The following is a 14,946-nucleotide window of genomic DNA, read 5'->3' on the forward strand; positions in this document are numbered from 1 at the left end:
CTGCCTGATATGGGGCTATCCCGCCCTGGGAACGGCCAACGTCACCAGCTTGCGCACATCATCGATGCGCTCGAGCTGCCAGCATGCCGCGATCAGGGCCTCGACTTGCGTCGCCGGCAACATCGTGGCCTGGTCGCGGAATTTGTCTTCGAGCTGGGCATCGCTCAGCGGCCGCTGCAGGTTGCCCAGCGAATGCTCCAGCAGCAGGCTGTGGGTCTTGCCGTCCTGCATCGCGACCTCTACCTGCACACTGTCTTCCGACATGGCCGGGTCCGCCACGGCCACGACGCGCTCGCGCACCTGGCGCATCAGCGGCTCGTTAACGGCCTCATCGGTGAACTCGGCCAGCCCCGCCTTGCCGCGCACCAACCCGATGGACGCCGCGTGATACACCGAGAACTTGCCCTCCAGCCCGGTGGAGATCTGTTTTTTGTCGCACAGGTCGCGCACCAGCGGCGCCACCCGCAAGCGCACGGCAGCAATCTGGCCGGCGTCGATCTGGTGCGAACGGCGCAGCTGGATGCAGGCGTCGATGGTGGGATGGATGACAATGCCGCACGGAAACGGCTTGTAGGTGTTCTGGTGAAAGTGGTATTTGCGGCCCAGGCCCTCGCTGACCATGGCCAGGTCATAGTCGGCCGCTTCCACCGCCGCGAAGCCGCGCGGCCCCTCGAGCGCGTGCCCGCCCGCGGTAAAGCCGCGCTGCGCCAGCAGCGCCGCGACATAGCCGCTTTGCGCCGAACGGCCAGGGTGAAACGACTTGGCCATCGAACCGAACATCTCGCGCAGCCCGGCCGATTGCGTGGCGGCCAGGCCAATGGCCCACACCATTTGCGCGGCCTCCAGGCCCAGCAGCTTGCCAATGGCCACCGCCGCGCCGAACACGCCGATCGAACCCGTACTATGCCAGCCCGCCTGGTAATGCGCGGGATACGTGGCATTGCCAATGCGGGTGACGGTTTCGTATCCCAGCACATAGGCAAGTTCGAGATCCGCGCCCCGCACAGGATGCATGCTGGCATACGCGAACAACGCCGAGGCCACCGGCGACGTGGGATGAATGTAATTGCTGGGCGTGGTGTCGTCGTAATCGTGCACATGCGAACTGATGCCGTTCAGCAGCGACGCCAGCAGCGGGTCCGTATGTTCCGGCCGGCCCAGCACGCGCGCCGTGGGCGGACCCGCATAGGGCCCCAGCGCGGCCAGCGTCATGTCCATGGCGTCGTGGCGGCTGCCGCCCAGGGCGCAACCCATGAAATTCACCAGGGCCCGCCGCGCCTCTTTGCGCGCCTCTTCGGGAATGTCTTCCAGGCGGGCGCTGGTCACGTAGTCGGCCAGTTGACGCGTCAGATTGCGGGTATCAGTGCCGCCCATGGCTGCTTGTCTCCGTATAGGCCGATCTGGATGCCGGCTGGTGATGGCGCGCACTTCAGTCTTCGGGAAAGGGCGCCCGGTACGGCGGATGATACGAACCACGAGTTCTATCTGTCAATAATATTGTATGACGATAAAAAGCGTATTTCGCAGCGTAAATTCCTTGACAGGCATATTCCCTAATAAGTATATATACGGCATGGAATCCGCTTTCGCCGTCATCGCCGAGCCCAACCGCCGCGCCATCCTCAGCCTGCTTGCCGCCTCCGAACAGTCGGTAAGCGACATCGAGCAACAGTTGCAGCTTTCGCAACCCTCGGTTTCCAAGCACCTGAGGGTGCTTCGAGACGCCGGGTTCGTCGAGGCGCGGGTCGACGCGCAGCGCCGCCTTTACCGCATCAAGCCGGAACCCTTGAAAGAAATCGACGCCTGGCTGGCTCCGTTCCGGCAGTTCTGGCTGGCCCACATCGATGCGCTGGAGCGCCACCTGGACCAGGTGAATCCCCTACCACCACAACGAGGCAAAAAAACATGAATGACCGCGACCAATACCTGCCCGGCCCCGCCGCGGGCGCTGAAGTCCGTAAAGACGATGCTGGAAAATGGACGCTCATCGTCACGCGCCAGTTGCGCCACGCGCCAGAGCAAGTGTGGAAAGCCCTGACCGACCCGGCCAGCCTGCGCGAGTGGGCCCCGTTCGACGTCGATCGCGGCCTGGACGCAGTCGGCCCTGTCCGGCTGTCGACGGTGGGCGCCCCCACCTCGCAAACCTCGGATACGCAGGTAACACGGGCCGACGCGCCGAGCGTGCTGGAATACGACTGGAGCGGCAACCACCTGCGCTGGACGCTCGAACCGTCGGGCGGCGGCACCCGGCTGACGCTGTGGCACAACATCGACCGAGGCTTCATCGCGATGGGCGCGGCCGGCTGGCATATCTGCCTGGACGTCCTCGAGCGGCTGCTGGCCGGCGCCCCCATCGGGCGCATCGTCGGCGGCGAAGCCATGAAGTTCGAATGGCCACGCCTGAACACCGAGTACGCCCGGCAATTCGGGCTTTGACCCGGACGGCCCGGCCGCTGGCGGGCCCGGTTCAACGCATGGCCTGGCGCCCGCCCAGGGTGTTCGCTGACCGTACGTTCACCGAGCGCGACGGCCCGAAATCATCGACAATCTCCGCCTTGGGCGACTGCATCCTTGTCGCTCGCCTGACAAAATACGGAGACGAAGTTGGCTGGCACAAAGAAGGGCTGGTATTTCGGGTGGAACATCGTGGCGGCGGCCACCCTGCTGACATTGTTGACAGTGGGCATGCGCATGGGGGTCGGGCCTTTCTTCCTGCCCATGGCGCAAGACCTCGGCTTCAGCCGCAGCCTGCTGTCGGGCATCGTGGCGATCGGCATGCTCTGCTACGGCCTGGGCATGCCGGTGGCGGGCATGCTGGTGGCGCGCCGCGGCACCCGCTTCGTGCTGCTGCTGGGCACCGCCATCGTGGTCGGTTCCATCATCTGGACCGTCAACGCGCGCGGCCCGGTCAGCTTCCTGCTGGCCTTCGGCGTGCTGATGTCGGTGGGGCTGGCCTTCACCAGCCCGGTCGCCTTGACGCCCGTGCTCACCCGCTGGTTCACGCGGCGGCGCGGCATGGCGCTATTCTTCCTGTCCACCGGATCCATGGCGGGCATCGCGGTAATGACGCCGGCGTTGACCTACGCCGTCGAATCCACCACCTGGCAGACCACGCTGCTGGGCTTTGCCGTGGTGTTCACCGTGCTGACCGTGCCCATGGCCATCTTCGTGATGCGCGACCAGGCCCCGCCGCACACTGACCTGACGCCCGAACAAATCGCCGCCAGGCCGGCCGGCCATGCAACCGCGCAACCCGAAAGCCTGGCGTTCCGCGAAGCCACCCGCACGGCGCCATTCTGGAAGATCACCCTGGGGCTGTTCGCCTGTGGTTTCAGCATGAATCTGCTCGGCACCCATGGCATGCCCATGCTGATGGACCACGGTTTCGACGCCACCACCAGCTCGCTGGGCATCGGCCTGATCGGGCTGGTGGCGATCTTCAGCACGCTGGTGCTGGGCCGGGTGTCCGACGTGCTGCCGCGCCGCAAGATCCTGGCCACCATCTACCTGATCCGCGGCCTGGGCTTCTTTGCATTGCTGCTGGTGGGTACGCACTGGGAACTGTACGTGGCCGCGGCCATCGGCGGCGTGGTCTGGTCGGGCAGCATCGCCATGTCGTCGGCCATCCTGGCCGATGTCTACGGCGTGCGCCTGGTCGGCGTGCTGTACGGCTGTGCCTACCTGGGCCACCAGGTCGGCGCCATGATCAGTTCATGGCTGGGCGGCTGGGGCTACGAAACTTTCGGTACCCACTGGGTGGCCTTCGGCAGCGCCGGCGCCATCTTGTTGCTGGCGGCGCTGATCTCGTTGCGCCTGCCGCTGCAAGGCTTCACCCTCATGGCCCCGCCGCGCCTGGCGCACTAGCCCACGCGCAGCCGCGCGCGCTGGCCGGCCGTCAGTCCGGCGCGGCGTTGGCCCAGCGCCACAGCGTCGAGCGGCTGATACCCAGGCGGCGCGCGGCCTCCTGGCGGTTGCCGCCGCAGGCTTCCAAGGCCCGCAGGGCGCGGTCGCGCTGCGATCGCCCCTCGTCTGCCGCCACCGCGGCGCCCGCCTCGAACAGCTCGGGGCAATCATGCCGCAGGGCGTCATGGTCGACGTCGGCGGCATGCGGATACTGCATCAGGAACACCGCCATGCGCTCGCTGATGTTTTCCAGTTCGCGCACATTGCCCGGCCAGGCATAGCGCCGCAGCCGCGGAAGCCAGGGCGCGACCAGGCCGGCCGCCTGCAGGGGCGCGCCCAGGCGCCTGAGGCAACGGTCGATCAAGGTTTCCAGCAGCGGCTGGATGTCGTCGGGCCGCTCGCGCAGCGGCGGCACTTCCAGCCGCAGCGTATTGATGCGGTAGTACAGGTCTTGCCGGAAGCGGCGCTGCGCGACCATGTCGCTCAAGGGCTGATGCGTGGCCGCGATGATGCGCACATCCACCGGAATGGCCGCCGTGGCGCCCAGGCGGGTCACCTCGCGCTCTTGCAGCACGCGCAGCAGGCGGCTTTGCAGCGGCAACGGCATATCGCCGATTTCGTCCAGGAACAAGGTGCCGGTATGGGCCGCCTCGAACAATCCGCGCTTGCCGCCACGACGCGAGCCTGTAAATGCCCCTTCTTCATAGCCGAACAGTTCGCTTTCCAGCAGCGACTCGGGAAACGACGCGCAGTTCACCGCCACAAAAGGCCTGTCGGCGCGCCGGCTTTCGTTATGGATGGCCTGCGCGAACAATTCCTTGCCCACGCCGCTTTCGCCGGCAATCAACACGGTGAGATCGGTCTGCGCGTAGCGGCGCGCTGTCCGCACCGCGCGCAGGAAGGGCGGGCTTCGGCCGATCAGTTCGGCAAACTGGTACTTGGCCGTGTTCTGCCGGCGGCGCTGCTGCACCCGCAAGCTGGTGTCGGCCTCGTGAATGCGGCCTGCGTCGTACAGCGTCAATGCGGCGCCGACCACCGCGCCACGCTCGCGGATCGGCATGCGGTTGGCCAGCCAGTCGCGTCCGCCCAGCCGCAGCAGTCCCGCGCTTTCGGGCTGGCCGGTATCCAGCGTGGGGCGCAGCGTCAGTTCGGGACGCAGGCGGTCCAGCGGCTGGCCGACCATGGCCGCGGCGTCGTGGTCGAGCAGCCGCTGCATGGACGGATTCACCGCGATAATGCGGTGATCGCGGTCCACCGCCAGCACCGCATCCTGCAGGCTATGCAGCACGCCATTGAGCTGCTCGTAGCGTCCGGCTTCCAGCCGGGCCACGCGGGCCAGTTCAATGGCGTCTTCGAAACCCTTGCGCACGCTGGCCAGCGAATACGCAAGCAGTCCATGCAGGCCCGCCTGTTCCGCCAGCTCCACGACCAGGCTCGATCCCACGATCACCTGGAAGTTCTCGCGGCGCAACTGCTCGAAGCGTTGCCGCGCATCGTCGGGGGTTTGGTAAGCGTGCTGCACGATCTCGATATTCAGCAAATCTTTGACCGCATCGAGTTCCGGAATGGTGCGGCCGTACATCACCACGCCTACCCGGTCGGCAATGCGGCGCGCCTGGATCAGGGCCTGCAGAAGGTCGAAGCCGCCGAGCTGTATGGTGGCCACCGGCGCCTGCAAGCCCGCGCGCAGGATGCTGGCGTTGGAGCCGGCGCTGACGAATGCATCGACCAGCCCGCGGTCGAGCCGGTCTTGCGCGATAGCCAGCGCCCCGCCGAAGGTGCCGTCCACCACCTCGATGTGGGCGCGGCCGGTGTACTCGGCCACCACGGGCATGGCGAATTCACGAATCTGGCGATAGCTCAGGAAACACAGGCGCGGCAGATCGGCGCGGGCGGGAGGATCGGGGTAGCTCATGGGAAACGTGCGTGCCAATGAAACATTAATTTGTTTCATGAATGTCTCATGAAACACAAGCCCCAGCCAAGTGAAAATAAACTCTATTTAATTCAATAACTTACGATCCACGCCAAGTTGGCATGAAGCTTGCATAAGTTTGGCTACCACGCTATCGCGTACGCCCGGGAGGAGACTGAACTTGGCGCTCGAACACATTACCGTGCTGGACCTGACCCACATGCTCGCGGGGCCGTACGGCACCATGCTGCTGGCCGACCTGGGAGCGCGCACCATCAAAGTAGAGCCGCCCGGTAGCGGCGAAGGCACACGCCGCCTGCTGGAGCACGACCCCGACTATTCGCGCGACGGCATGGGAGCCTATTTCCTGACGCTCAACCGCAACAAGCGCAGCGTCTGCATCGACCTCAAGAGCGCGGCGGGCCTGGCGGTGTTCAAAGACCTGGTGCGCAGCGTCGACGTCGTGTTCGACAACTTCAGCGTGGGCGTCACCCGCCGCCTGGGCATCGACTACGACACGCTCGCGGCCATCAATCCACGCATCATCACGTGCTCGGTCACCGGCTTTGGCAGCACGGGGCCCGACACCCAGCGGCCCGCGTTCGACCAGGTCGTGCAGGCCATGGGCGGCGGCATGTCGATCACCGGCACCCCCGAACAAGGTCCCACCCGCAGCGGCATCCCGATCGGCGACCTGGGCGGCGGCCTGTTCGGCGCGCTGGGCGTGCTGGCTGCGCTGGCCGAGCGGGAACGCACCGGGCGCGGCCAGCATGTAGACATTTCGATGCTGGACGCACAGATTTCTTTGCTGAACTACATGGCGACCATGCACCTGATGTCGGGCATCGTGCCGGCGGGCATCGGCAACGGCCATTTCGTACATGTTCCGTACAACAGTTATCCGACCCAGGACGGCCATATCATCGTGGCCTGTATCGGCGACGCATTCTGGAAACGCTTCCTGGAATGCATCGATCTGCCCGCGCTGCGCAAACCCGAATACGATTCGCAACCCGGCCGCTACGCCGCCAAGGCGGAGATCGACACCCTGGTCAGCGCAGAATTACGTACCCGTCCCACGGCTTACTGGTTGCAGAAACTGTCCGCCGCGCGCATTCCGTGCGGCCCCGTCAACAACTTCCGCCAGGCGCTGGCCGACACGCAGGTGCGGGCGCGCGACATGGTGGTCGATGTTCCGCTGAAATCGGGCGCAACCATCCAGATGCCGGGCAACCCGATCAAGCTGTCGACCGCACAAGCCGCCGGCTTCGGCAGCCCGCCCGAACTTGGCGAACATACCGATGCCGTACTGGGCGCTCTGCCCGGCTACAGCCATGACCGGCTCGCCGCCTTGCGCGATGCCGGCGCCATCGCATGACCCGGACAACGGACCCGGACAACGCCATGACCGGGAACATGTTCGCCCGCGCCGCGTTGCGGCCGGGCAAAAAACTGGGCGGACGCAGCAGCGCATGGCTGCGCCGCCAGTATGCCGGCCGCAGCGATGCGGCGGCAGCCCCCTGAGCCTGGCCTGCGCGCCGGCTCGATCCAGTACAACAACAAGGAGACTCCCATGCTGACCCCTCGCCTTTCCCGCCGCGGCCATGCCGCCCTACGCGCGGCCCTCGCGCCGCTGTGCGCCGTGCTGGCGCTGGCCGGCTCCGGCGCGCAGGCCGCCGAAACCGCGCAGCAATACCCTTCGCGCCCCATACGCCTGATCGTGCCGTTCTCGCCAGGCGGCGTCACCGATACGGGCGCGCGACTGGTTGCCGACAAGCTGGGCCAACGCCTGGGGCAGCAAGTCATCGTCGACAACAAGCCGGGCGCGTCGGGCAATATCGGCACCCACATGGCGGCCCAGGCCGAGCCGGACGGGTATACGCTGGTGGTGGGCTTCGACGGCACGCTGGTCATCAACCCGCACGTACATCGCAATATTCCGTTCGATACGCTGAAAGACCTGGCGCCGGTCAGCAAGATCGGCGATGCGGCGCTGATCATCGTGGCCAACCCCGCGGTGCCGGCCAATACGCTGCAAGAGCTGATCGCCTATTCGAAGACCCAGCCCAACGGCGTCTCGTACGGCAGCGCGGGCGTGGGCAGCACGCCGCATCTGGCCGGCGAACTGCTGCGGCAACGCACGGGCGCCAAGCTCATGCACATTCCGTACAAGGGCGGCGGCCAGGCGATGGCGGATGTGGTGGGCGGCACGCTGCCGGTTCTGTACACCGCGGTAGCGGGGGCATACCCGTATGTGCAACGCAAGCAGATCAAGGCCATCGCCGTCAGCACCGAGTCGCGCCTGGCCTCGCTGCCCGACGTGCCCACCGTGTCTGAATCCGGCGTGCCCGGCTTCGTGGCCAATTCATGGATCGGCATTCTGGCGCCGGCCGGCACGCCCGACGATATCGTGGCCAAGCTGCAGCGCGAAGTCCGTGCCGTAGTGCACTCGCCCGACATCGAAGAACGCCTGGCCGGCCTGGGCATTACTGCTTCCGGCAACACCCCGGCGGAATTCCGCCAGCAAATCGCTCACGACCTGGACATGTATGCAGACATCGTGAAAAAAGCGAATATCCACGCCGATTGACGGCGCGGCGTTCCAACGGGGGTCAGCCTGCCGGCAGCATGCGCAGCCCCCGCGGCGTGCGTATGCGCGCCTGCAGGCGTGGCGCGGCGCCGGCCGGCAAGGCACGAACCTCGACCGGCCCGGCAAACGCAATGGCATCCAACGTCGCCCGAATGCCTTGCGGGTCTGGGTGAAACACCTGCAGCGCCTCCAGATGGCAGCCCAGGTCATCCAGCTTCGTTGCAGGATGCGGCAGCGCGTCCCATTGAATCAGCGTCGGCGCGGCGCCCGCGGCCGGCAGGCTGCCGTCGGCAGGAATGGTGATGCGCCACGACAGCTCGCCGCGGGTCATGGGTTCGATCTGCCCGGCGGCGGCGCAGGCCTGGACCGCGGCGGCGATGTCGTCGGTGCGCGCCACCCAGGTCGCCAGGCGCGGTGGCGCGTCCGGGGCCAGCCGATCCAGTTCGAACCAGCGCGGTCGTTGCGGCGCCGGTGCGGCAGGATCGCAGGCAATTACTTCCAGGTAGACGGACTCGCCCAGGCGCAGCAGCAGATTGTGCGTGCCCATGCGCGGATGCGCGCCCCCCGGTTGGGGCCGCACGCCGAGCGCGTGTTCGATGAAATCGGCGCCAATGGCCAGGCTAGGCGCCGTCACGGCAATGTGATCCAGCAAGGCTTGCATGCGGGCTCCGGCAAGAGTGCGTGACGAAAGCGGCCAGTCTACCCCGCCCCGGCGGGCGCCGCGCCGAAAGCGATGTGGTCCGACGCAATGGCGGCGATGCGCGGGCCGAAACTGGAGATCGCGGGCAGGGTCATGTTGTGGTGCGTGCGAATGGCCGCGGCATCGGCGTGCGGCTTGTCATGGGTGGTGTGCGCATCGGCCGCCAGCACGACCTCATAGCCGCGCGCCGCGGCCTGTCGCACGGTAGTGTCCACGCAGAATTCCGTGGCATACCCGCACACCACGACGCGCGATACCTGCAATTGCCGCAGCAAGCCCCCCAGGCCGGTGCGCAAAAAAGAATCGGGCGTGGTCTTGTCTACGACATGATCGCCATCATGCTGCTGCAGCCCGCTATACAAGTGCCAACCCTGTGTGCCACGGGCCAGTTCGCCGCCCTCGGCGCCATGGCGAATGTACACGACCGCCGCGCCTTTTCGCGGCGGGCCCGCGCCGCCAGCGCGTTAATGCGGGCCACCGTGGCGTCGGCATCGGCGGGCCGGGGTTGCGGGCGGAACAGGGCTTCCTGCACATCGACGACCAGCAGTGCGCTCGACATGGCGGCCTCCAGGCGAAAGCAACCAGTCTACCGACAGCCGCGCCGGACGCACAAGCCGACGCCTGGCGCCAGCCTGCTCCAAGGCCTGGCGCCAGGCTCGCACGGCCTAGATATGCAGGGCGTGCCCCAGCGCGCGCAAGGCGGCTTCCTGTACGGCTTCGCCCAATGTGGGATGGGCGTGAATGGTGCCGCCCACGTCTTCCAGGCGCGCCCCCATTTCCAACGATTGCGAAAACGCCGCCGCCAGTTCCGACACGCCGCGCCCCACTGCCTGCCACCCCACCACGAGATGGTTGTCGCGGCGCGCCACCACGCGAACGAAACCGTCGGTGGACTCCAGCGTCATGGCCCGGCCATTGGCGGCGAAGGGAAACGCCGCCGTCACGCAATCCAGGCCCGCGGCCTGGGCCTGCTGGGGCGCCAGTCCGGCGGTGACGATTTCCGGGTCGGTAAAGCACACCGCGGGAATCGCCGCCGGCGCAAAGCGCCGCCGCTGGCCAGCCACCAGTTCGGCCACCATCTCGCCCTGCGCCATGGCCCGATGAGCCAGCATGGGTTCGCCGGCGATATCGCCAATGGCCCATACGTTGCGCATCGAGGTGCGGCACTGGTCATCGATGCGCAGGGCATTGCCGGCGCGGTCAAGCTGCAGGTTTTCCAGGCCCCAGCCCTGGGTGCGCGGCCGCCGGCCAATCGCCAGCAAGACCTGGTCCGCCGGCAGCGCGGTTTCGGCGCCGGACGCGTCCTGCACGCGCACGGCGTCGCCAGCCGCGTTCATGCCCAGCACCTTGCGCCCCAGGCACAACTGCACGCCCATGCGCGCCAGCGCCGCTGCCACCGGCTTGGTGAGCTCGGCATCGTAGGTGGGCAGGATGCGCTCCTGCGCTTCAACCACCGTTACCTCGGCGCCCAGCTTACGGTACACCGTGCCCAATTCCAGGCCGATATAGCCGCCGCCCACGACCACCAGGCGGCCCGGAATCGACGCGGGCGACAAGGCCTCGGTGGAAGATATGACCCGGCCGGCGAACGGCATCGACGGCAGCGGCATCGGCTCGGACCCTGCCGCCAGCAGCAAGTGCTCGCACTGAATGCGCTGGCTGCCCTGCCCGGTATCGACTTCAACGGTCTTGCCATCGAGCACGCGCGCCCAGCCGCGCACCAGTTGCACGCCGTTTTTTTTCAGCAGGGCCTCGACCCCGCCGGTGAGCCGGGCAACGATGCCGTCTTTCCAGGCGACCGTCTTGCCGATGTCTATGGCGGGCGCCTGCACCGAGATGCCCAGGGGCGAGGCGCCGGCGTATTCGCGGGCGCGCTCGTATTCCTGCGCGGCGTGAATCAGCGCCTTGGACGGAATGCAGCCGATGTTCAGGCAGGTGCCGCCAGGCTGCTGCCCTTCCACCACGATGGTGGATACGCCCAGCTGGCCGGCCCGGATGGCGGCCACGTAGCCGCCGGGCCCGCCGCCGATCACCAGCAAGGTTGTGGTACGGGTCTCGCTCATGGCGCCTCCACGAAAAGCAGCGCGGGCTGTTCCAGCAGCGCGCGCACCGCCTGGATGAATTGCGCGGCGTCCATGCCGTCGACGACGCGATGGTCGAACGACGAGGACAGGTTCATCAGTTTGCGGGCCACCATTGCGCCCTGGTAGATCGCCGGCCGTTCGACGATGCGGTTCACGCCCACGATGCCCACTTCGGGATGGTTGATGACGGGCGTGCTGACAATACCGCCCAACGCGCCCAGGCTGGTCAGCGTGATGGTCGAGCCGGACAAGGCGTCGCGTTCGGCCTTGCCGCTGCGCACCGCCTGCGCCAGGCGCGCGATTTCCGCGCCCAGCGCCCAGATATCGCGCGCCTCGGCATGGCGCAACACCGGCACGATCAGGCCGTTGTCGGTTTGCGTGGCCACGCCCAGGTGCACCGCGCCGTAGCGGGTGACCACCCCGGCTTCATCATCGTAGCGGGCGTTGATCTGCGGAAAATCGCGCAAGGCGATCACCATGGCGCGCGCCAGCAGCGGCAGCAGCGTCAGCTTGCCGCGCGCTTCGCCGTACTTGCGGTTGAGCTGCGCGCGCAACGCTTCCAGTTCGGTAACGTCGACTTCCTCGACATAGCTGAAATGCGGAATGCGCCGCTTGGACTCCTGCATCTTCCGCGCGATCTTGCGGCGCAGGCCGACCACCGGCACTTGCTGCTCGTCGTGGCGCTCGCGGTATCCGCCCTGCGCGGACGGCATGGCCGCGCCCTGCCCTTGCAGATAAGCATCGAGGTCTTCATGCAGGATGCGGCCGGCCGGGCCGCTGCCATGCACGAAACGCAGTTCGATGCCCATGTCCCAGGCGCGTTTGCGCACGGCCGGCGAGGCCAGCGGACGTTCGCCAGGTTGGCGCGCCGGCCCCGCGGGCGCGGGCCGCGCATCGGCCTGCGGGCGGGACGGCGCAACGGCTGGCGCCTGAGCGGCGCCCGGCGCGGAAGCCGCACCGCTGGCCACGTCCCTGGCGATCTGGCCCGCGATGCCGCCCGCCTCAGGCGCCGGCGCTGCCGCAACGCCGACACCGTCGTCAGCCGGCGCTGCCGCTTCCTGGCCGGTGGGGGTCGGTGCGGCGTCGGCCTTGGCATTGCCCGCGCCCTCGACCTCCAGGCGGATAAGCTCGCTGCCCACGGCCATGACGTCGCCTACGCTGCCGCCCAGCGCCACGACCTTGCCCACCACCGGCGAGGGAATCTCGACGGTGGCCTTGTCAGTCATGACGTCGGCCAGCGGCTGGTCTTCGGCCACCGTGTCGCCCACGTTCACATGCCAGCCCACCAGCTCCACTTCGGCAATGCCTTCACCGATGTCGGGCATCTTGATGATGTGGATTCCCATGTCATGCCTCCATCACGCGTTGGAACGCCGCGCCCACGCGGGCCGGTCCAGGGAAGTACGCCCATTCCTGCGCGTGCGGGTAGGGAGTGTCCCAGCCCGTGACGCGTTCAATGGGCGCTTCCAGGTGGTGGAAGCAATGTTCCTGCACCAGCGACACCAGCTCGGCACCGAAACCGCAGGTACGGGTGGCTTCGTGCACCACCACGCAGCGTCCGGTCTTGCGCACCGAGTTGACGATGGTTTCCAGATCGAGCGGCCACAGGCTGCGCAGGTCGATGACCTCGGCATCCAGGCCGGTTTCCTGGGCGGCGGCCAACGACACGTGCACCGTGGTGCCGTAAGTCAGCACGGTCAGGGCGTCGCCGGGCCGCACGATGGCCGCGGACTCGAGCGGCACGGTGTAGTAGCCGGTGGGCACCTGGCTGCCCGGATGCTTGCTCCAGGGGGTGACGGGCCGGTCGTGGTGGCCGTCGAAGGGACCGTTGTACAGGCGCTTGGGCTCCAGGAAGATCACCGGGTCATCGCTTTCGATGGCGGCAATCAGCAGGCCCTTGGCATCGTAAGGGTTGGATGGCAGCACGGTGCGCAGGCCGCACACCTGCGTGAACATCGCCTCGGGACTCTGGCTGTGCGTCTGTCCGCCGTAGATGCCGCCCCCGCAGGGCATGCGAATGGTCATCGGGGCGATGAACTCGCCCGCCGACCGGTAGCGCAGGCGCGCGGCTTCCGACACGATCTGGTCGGACGCGGGATAGAAATAATCAGCGAACTGAATCTCGCAGACTGGCCGCAGGCCATATGCGCCCATGCCCACCGCCACGCCCACGATGCCGCCTTCGGAAATCGGCGAATCGAAAACGCGCGACGTGCCGTACTTGGCCTGCAGGCCCTCGGTGCAGCGGAATACCCCGCCAAAATAGCCCACGTCCTGGCCGAACACCACCACATTGCTGTCGCGTTCCAGCATGACATCCATGGCCGAACGCAATGCCTGGATCATGGTCATCGACGTGGTCGCCGGACCCATATTCTTCTCGTCAGCCATGATCAGACCCCTAGCTCTTGGCGCTGCCGGCGCAGGTGTTCCGGCATGTCTTTGTATACGTCTTCGAAGATGCTGGCGGCGCTGGGCACGTGGCCGTCGACCAGCGTGCCGTAGCTTTCGGCCTCTTTCTGCGCGGCCAGGATTTCGGCTTCCAGCTCGGACTTCAGCTCGTCGTGCTGGCGGTCGGACCAGACGCCCAGCCCGATCAGGTGCCGTTTGAAGCGCGCGATCGGATCGCCCAGCGGGAAATGGCTCCAGTCGTCGCCGGGGCGGTACTTGGAAGGGTCGTCCGAAGTGGAGTGCGGCCCGGCGCGATACGTGACCCATTCGATCAGCGTGGGGCCCAGATTGCGGCGCGCGCGCTCGGCGGCCCACTGCGAAGCTGCGTAGACCGCCAGGAAATCGTTGCCGTCCACGCGCAGCGACGCGATCCCGCAGCCCACGCCGCGCCCCGCGAAAGTCGCGCCCTCGCCTCCGGCAATGGCCTGGAATGTCGAGATGGCCCACTGGTTGTTGACCACGTTCAGGATCACCGGCGCGCGGTACACATGCGCGAACGTCAGCGCGGTGTGGAAATCGGCCTCGGCCGTGGCGCCATCGCCGATCCAGGCCGATGCGATGCGCGTGTCGCCCTTGATGGCCGAGGCCATGCCCCAGCCCACCGCCTGGATGAACTGGGTGGCCAGGTTGCCCGAGATGCTGAAGAAGCCCGCCTCGCGCTTGGAATACATGACAGGCAGCTGGCGCCCCTTGAGCGGATCGCGCTCGTTGGACATCAGCTGGCACATCATCTCGACCAGCGATACGTCGCGGGTCAGCAGGATGCTTTGCTGCCGGTAGGTGGGAAAGCACATGTCGCCCGGCTCGAGCGCCAGCGCATGGGCCGAGCCAATGGCCTCTTCGCCCAGGCTCTGCATGTAGAACGAAATTTTTTTCTGCCGCTGCGCCGTAAGCATGCGGGCGTCGAAAATGCGCGTTTTCAGCATGGCGCGCATGCCGGCCCGCAAGGTGTCGGCATCGAGCTGCGGCGCCCAGGGCCCCACCGCCCGGCCATCGTCGTCGATGACGCGCACCAGTTGATACGCCATCTGGCCGGTATCGACCGCGGACACATCTATGGGGGGTTTGGGAATTTCGCCGGCCGGCGAGAGATGCAGATAAGAGAAGTCGGTCTTGCAACCCGGGCGCCCGGTAGGCTCGGGGACGTGCAATTTCAGTGGGCCATATTGGCTCATGATGATGTCTCCACGCTTGATCGTGTCATGCGTTCTTGCTTTGCAAAGGCCTGGTGCTGGAGGTAACCGCGCAGTCGGCCGCTGCCGGATCGCAGGCGGGGTAATTGCATGCGTCCGGGTGAGAACAG

General features: G+C 67.0%; 14 protein-coding genes. 6 read left to right on the forward strand and 8 right to left on the reverse strand.

Translation table 11 applies throughout. The features are described 5' to 3' along the window. Nucleotides 1-15 precede the first annotated feature (15 nt). Nucleotides 16-1,374: an MmgE/PrpD family protein gene (locus BPET_RS17765; RefSeq protein ID WP_012250398.1), complete on the reverse strand. Its 1,359-nt coding sequence runs from the start codon at nucleotides 1,372-1,374 to the stop codon at nucleotides 16-18. Nucleotides 1,375-1,573: 199 nt separating this feature from the next. Between BPET_RS17765 and BPET_RS17770 the strand changes: the two genes are divergently transcribed. From BPET_RS17770 to BPET_RS17780, 3 genes are all read left to right on the forward strand, one after another. Continuing rightward, nucleotides 1,574-1,909: an ArsR/SmtB family transcription factor gene (locus tag BPET_RS17770; protein WP_041863055.1), complete on the forward strand. Its 336-nt coding sequence runs from the start codon at nucleotides 1,574-1,576 to the stop codon at nucleotides 1,907-1,909. Further along, a complete protein-coding gene (locus BPET_RS17775; protein ID WP_012250400.1) occupies nucleotides 1,906-2,436 on the forward strand; it encodes an SRPBCC family protein in 531 nt (176 codons plus the stop codon). Before BPET_RS17770 ends, BPET_RS17775 begins: the two co-directional genes overlap by 4 nt. A gap of 168 nt (nucleotides 2,437-2,604) precedes the next feature. Continuing rightward, nucleotides 2,605-3,864 carry an MFS transporter gene (locus BPET_RS17780; protein WP_012250401.1) on the forward strand — a complete coding sequence of 420 codons (1,260 nt, stop codon included), beginning with the start codon at nucleotides 2,605-2,607 and terminating at the stop codon, nucleotides 3,862-3,864. 31 nt (nucleotides 3,865-3,895) lie between these two features. Here the strand turns inward: BPET_RS17780 and prpR are convergent, their stop codons facing one another. Further along, complete coding sequence (gene prpR, locus BPET_RS17785) at nucleotides 3,896-5,818, reverse strand: propionate catabolism operon regulatory protein PrpR (protein WP_012250402.1); 1,923 nt, start codon at nucleotides 5,816-5,818, stop codon at nucleotides 3,896-3,898. Nucleotides 5,819-5,999: 181 nt separating this feature from the next. Here prpR and BPET_RS17790 point away from each other — a divergent pair, with 181 nt between their 5' ends. From BPET_RS17790 to BPET_RS17795, 3 genes are read left to right on the forward strand one after another with little or no spacing between them, the layout of a single operon-like run. Beyond that, nucleotides 6,000-7,196: a CaiB/BaiF CoA transferase family protein gene (locus BPET_RS17790; RefSeq protein WP_012250403.1), complete on the forward strand. Its 1,197-nt coding sequence runs from the start codon at nucleotides 6,000-6,002 to the stop codon at nucleotides 7,194-7,196. Then, nucleotides 7,193-7,342 (forward strand): hypothetical protein, encoded by a 150-nt coding sequence (locus BPET_RS26935; protein WP_158310086.1) that lies wholly within the window; start codon nucleotides 7,193-7,195, stop codon nucleotides 7,340-7,342. Before BPET_RS17790 ends, BPET_RS26935 begins: the two co-directional genes overlap by 4 nt. Nucleotides 7,343-7,391: 49 nt before the next feature. Then, nucleotides 7,392-8,408, forward strand: a complete 1,017-nt coding sequence (locus BPET_RS17795) for a Bug family tripartite tricarboxylate transporter substrate binding protein (RefSeq protein WP_012250404.1) — start codon at nucleotides 7,392-7,394, stop codon at nucleotides 8,406-8,408. 22 nt (nucleotides 8,409-8,430) lie between these two features. Here BPET_RS17795 and BPET_RS17800 read toward each other — a convergent pair whose 3' ends face one another. The 6 genes from BPET_RS17800 to BPET_RS17825 form a co-directional block, all read right to left on the reverse strand. After that, nucleotides 8,431-9,069, reverse strand: a complete 639-nt coding sequence (locus tag BPET_RS17800) for a VOC family protein (RefSeq protein WP_012250405.1) — start codon at nucleotides 9,067-9,069, stop codon at nucleotides 8,431-8,433. Nucleotides 9,070-9,107: 38 nt separating this feature from the next. Then, nucleotides 9,108-9,530: an isochorismatase family protein gene (locus BPET_RS17805; protein WP_012250406.1), complete on the reverse strand. Its 423-nt coding sequence runs from the start codon at nucleotides 9,528-9,530 to the stop codon at nucleotides 9,108-9,110. A 243-nt stretch (nucleotides 9,531-9,773) separates the two neighbouring features. Continuing rightward, a complete protein-coding gene (gene lpdA / locus BPET_RS17810) occupies nucleotides 9,774-11,171 on the reverse strand; it encodes a dihydrolipoyl dehydrogenase (protein WP_012250407.1) in 1,398 nt (465 codons plus the stop codon). Continuing rightward, nucleotides 11,168-12,538 (reverse strand): dihydrolipoamide acetyltransferase family protein, encoded by a 1,371-nt coding sequence (locus BPET_RS17815; protein WP_012250408.1) that lies wholly within the window; start codon nucleotides 12,536-12,538, stop codon nucleotides 11,168-11,170. The genes lpdA and BPET_RS17815 overlap by 4 nt, the downstream gene beginning before the upstream one ends. A gap of 1 nt (nucleotide 12,539) precedes the next feature. After that, a complete protein-coding gene (locus BPET_RS17820) occupies nucleotides 12,540-13,583 on the reverse strand; it encodes an alpha-ketoacid dehydrogenase subunit beta (RefSeq protein WP_012250409.1) in 1,044 nt (347 codons plus the stop codon). Between the two features lie 2 nt (nucleotides 13,584-13,585). Beyond that, nucleotides 13,586-14,818: a 3-methyl-2-oxobutanoate dehydrogenase (2-methylpropanoyl-transferring) subunit alpha gene (locus BPET_RS17825; protein WP_012250410.1), complete on the reverse strand. Its 1,233-nt coding sequence runs from the start codon at nucleotides 14,816-14,818 to the stop codon at nucleotides 13,586-13,588. Nucleotides 14,819-14,946: the final 128 nt, after the last annotated feature.

Origin of the sequence: Bordetella petrii (assembly GCF_000067205.1) — a bacterium.
In the GTDB taxonomy this organism is placed as follows: domain Bacteria; phylum Pseudomonadota; class Gammaproteobacteria; order Burkholderiales; family Burkholderiaceae_B; genus Bordetella_A; species Bordetella_A petrii.

Excerpts from the sequence above, each read along its gene's own strand:
- BPET_RS17795 (WP_012250404.1), top strand. The coding sequence starts at position 7,392 with ATGCTGACCCCTCGCCTTTCCCGCCGCGGCCATGCCGCCCTACGCGCG.
- lpdA (WP_012250407.1), bottom strand. The coding sequence starts at position 11,171 with ATGAGCGAGACCCGTACCACAACCTTGCTGGTGATCGGCGGCGGGCCC.
- BPET_RS17775 (WP_012250400.1), top strand. The coding sequence starts at position 1,906 with ATGAATGACCGCGACCAATACCTGCCCGGCCCCGCCGCGGGCGCTGAA.
- BPET_RS26935 (WP_158310086.1), top strand. The coding sequence starts at position 7,193 with ATGACCCGGACAACGGACCCGGACAACGCCATGACCGGGAACATGTTC.
- BPET_RS17770 (WP_041863055.1), top strand. The coding sequence starts at position 1,574 with ATGGAATCCGCTTTCGCCGTCATCGCCGAGCCCAACCGCCGCGCCATC.
- prpR (WP_012250402.1), bottom strand. The coding sequence starts at position 5,818 with ATGAGCTACCCCGATCCTCCCGCCCGCGCCGATCTGCCGCGCCTGTGT.
- BPET_RS17820 (WP_012250409.1), bottom strand. The coding sequence starts at position 13,583 with ATGGCTGACGAGAAGAATATGGGTCCGGCGACCACGTCGATGACCATG.
- BPET_RS17825 (WP_012250410.1), bottom strand. The coding sequence starts at position 14,818 with ATGAGCCAATATGGCCCACTGAAATTGCACGTCCCCGAGCCTACCGGG.
- BPET_RS17800 (WP_012250405.1), bottom strand. The coding sequence starts at position 9,069 with ATGCAAGCCTTGCTGGATCACATTGCCGTGACGGCGCCTAGCCTGGCC.
- BPET_RS17765 (WP_012250398.1), bottom strand. The coding sequence starts at position 1,374 with ATGGGCGGCACTGATACCCGCAATCTGACGCGTCAACTGGCCGACTAC.
- BPET_RS17815 (WP_012250408.1), bottom strand. The coding sequence starts at position 12,538 with ATGGGAATCCACATCATCAAGATGCCCGACATCGGTGAAGGCATTGCC.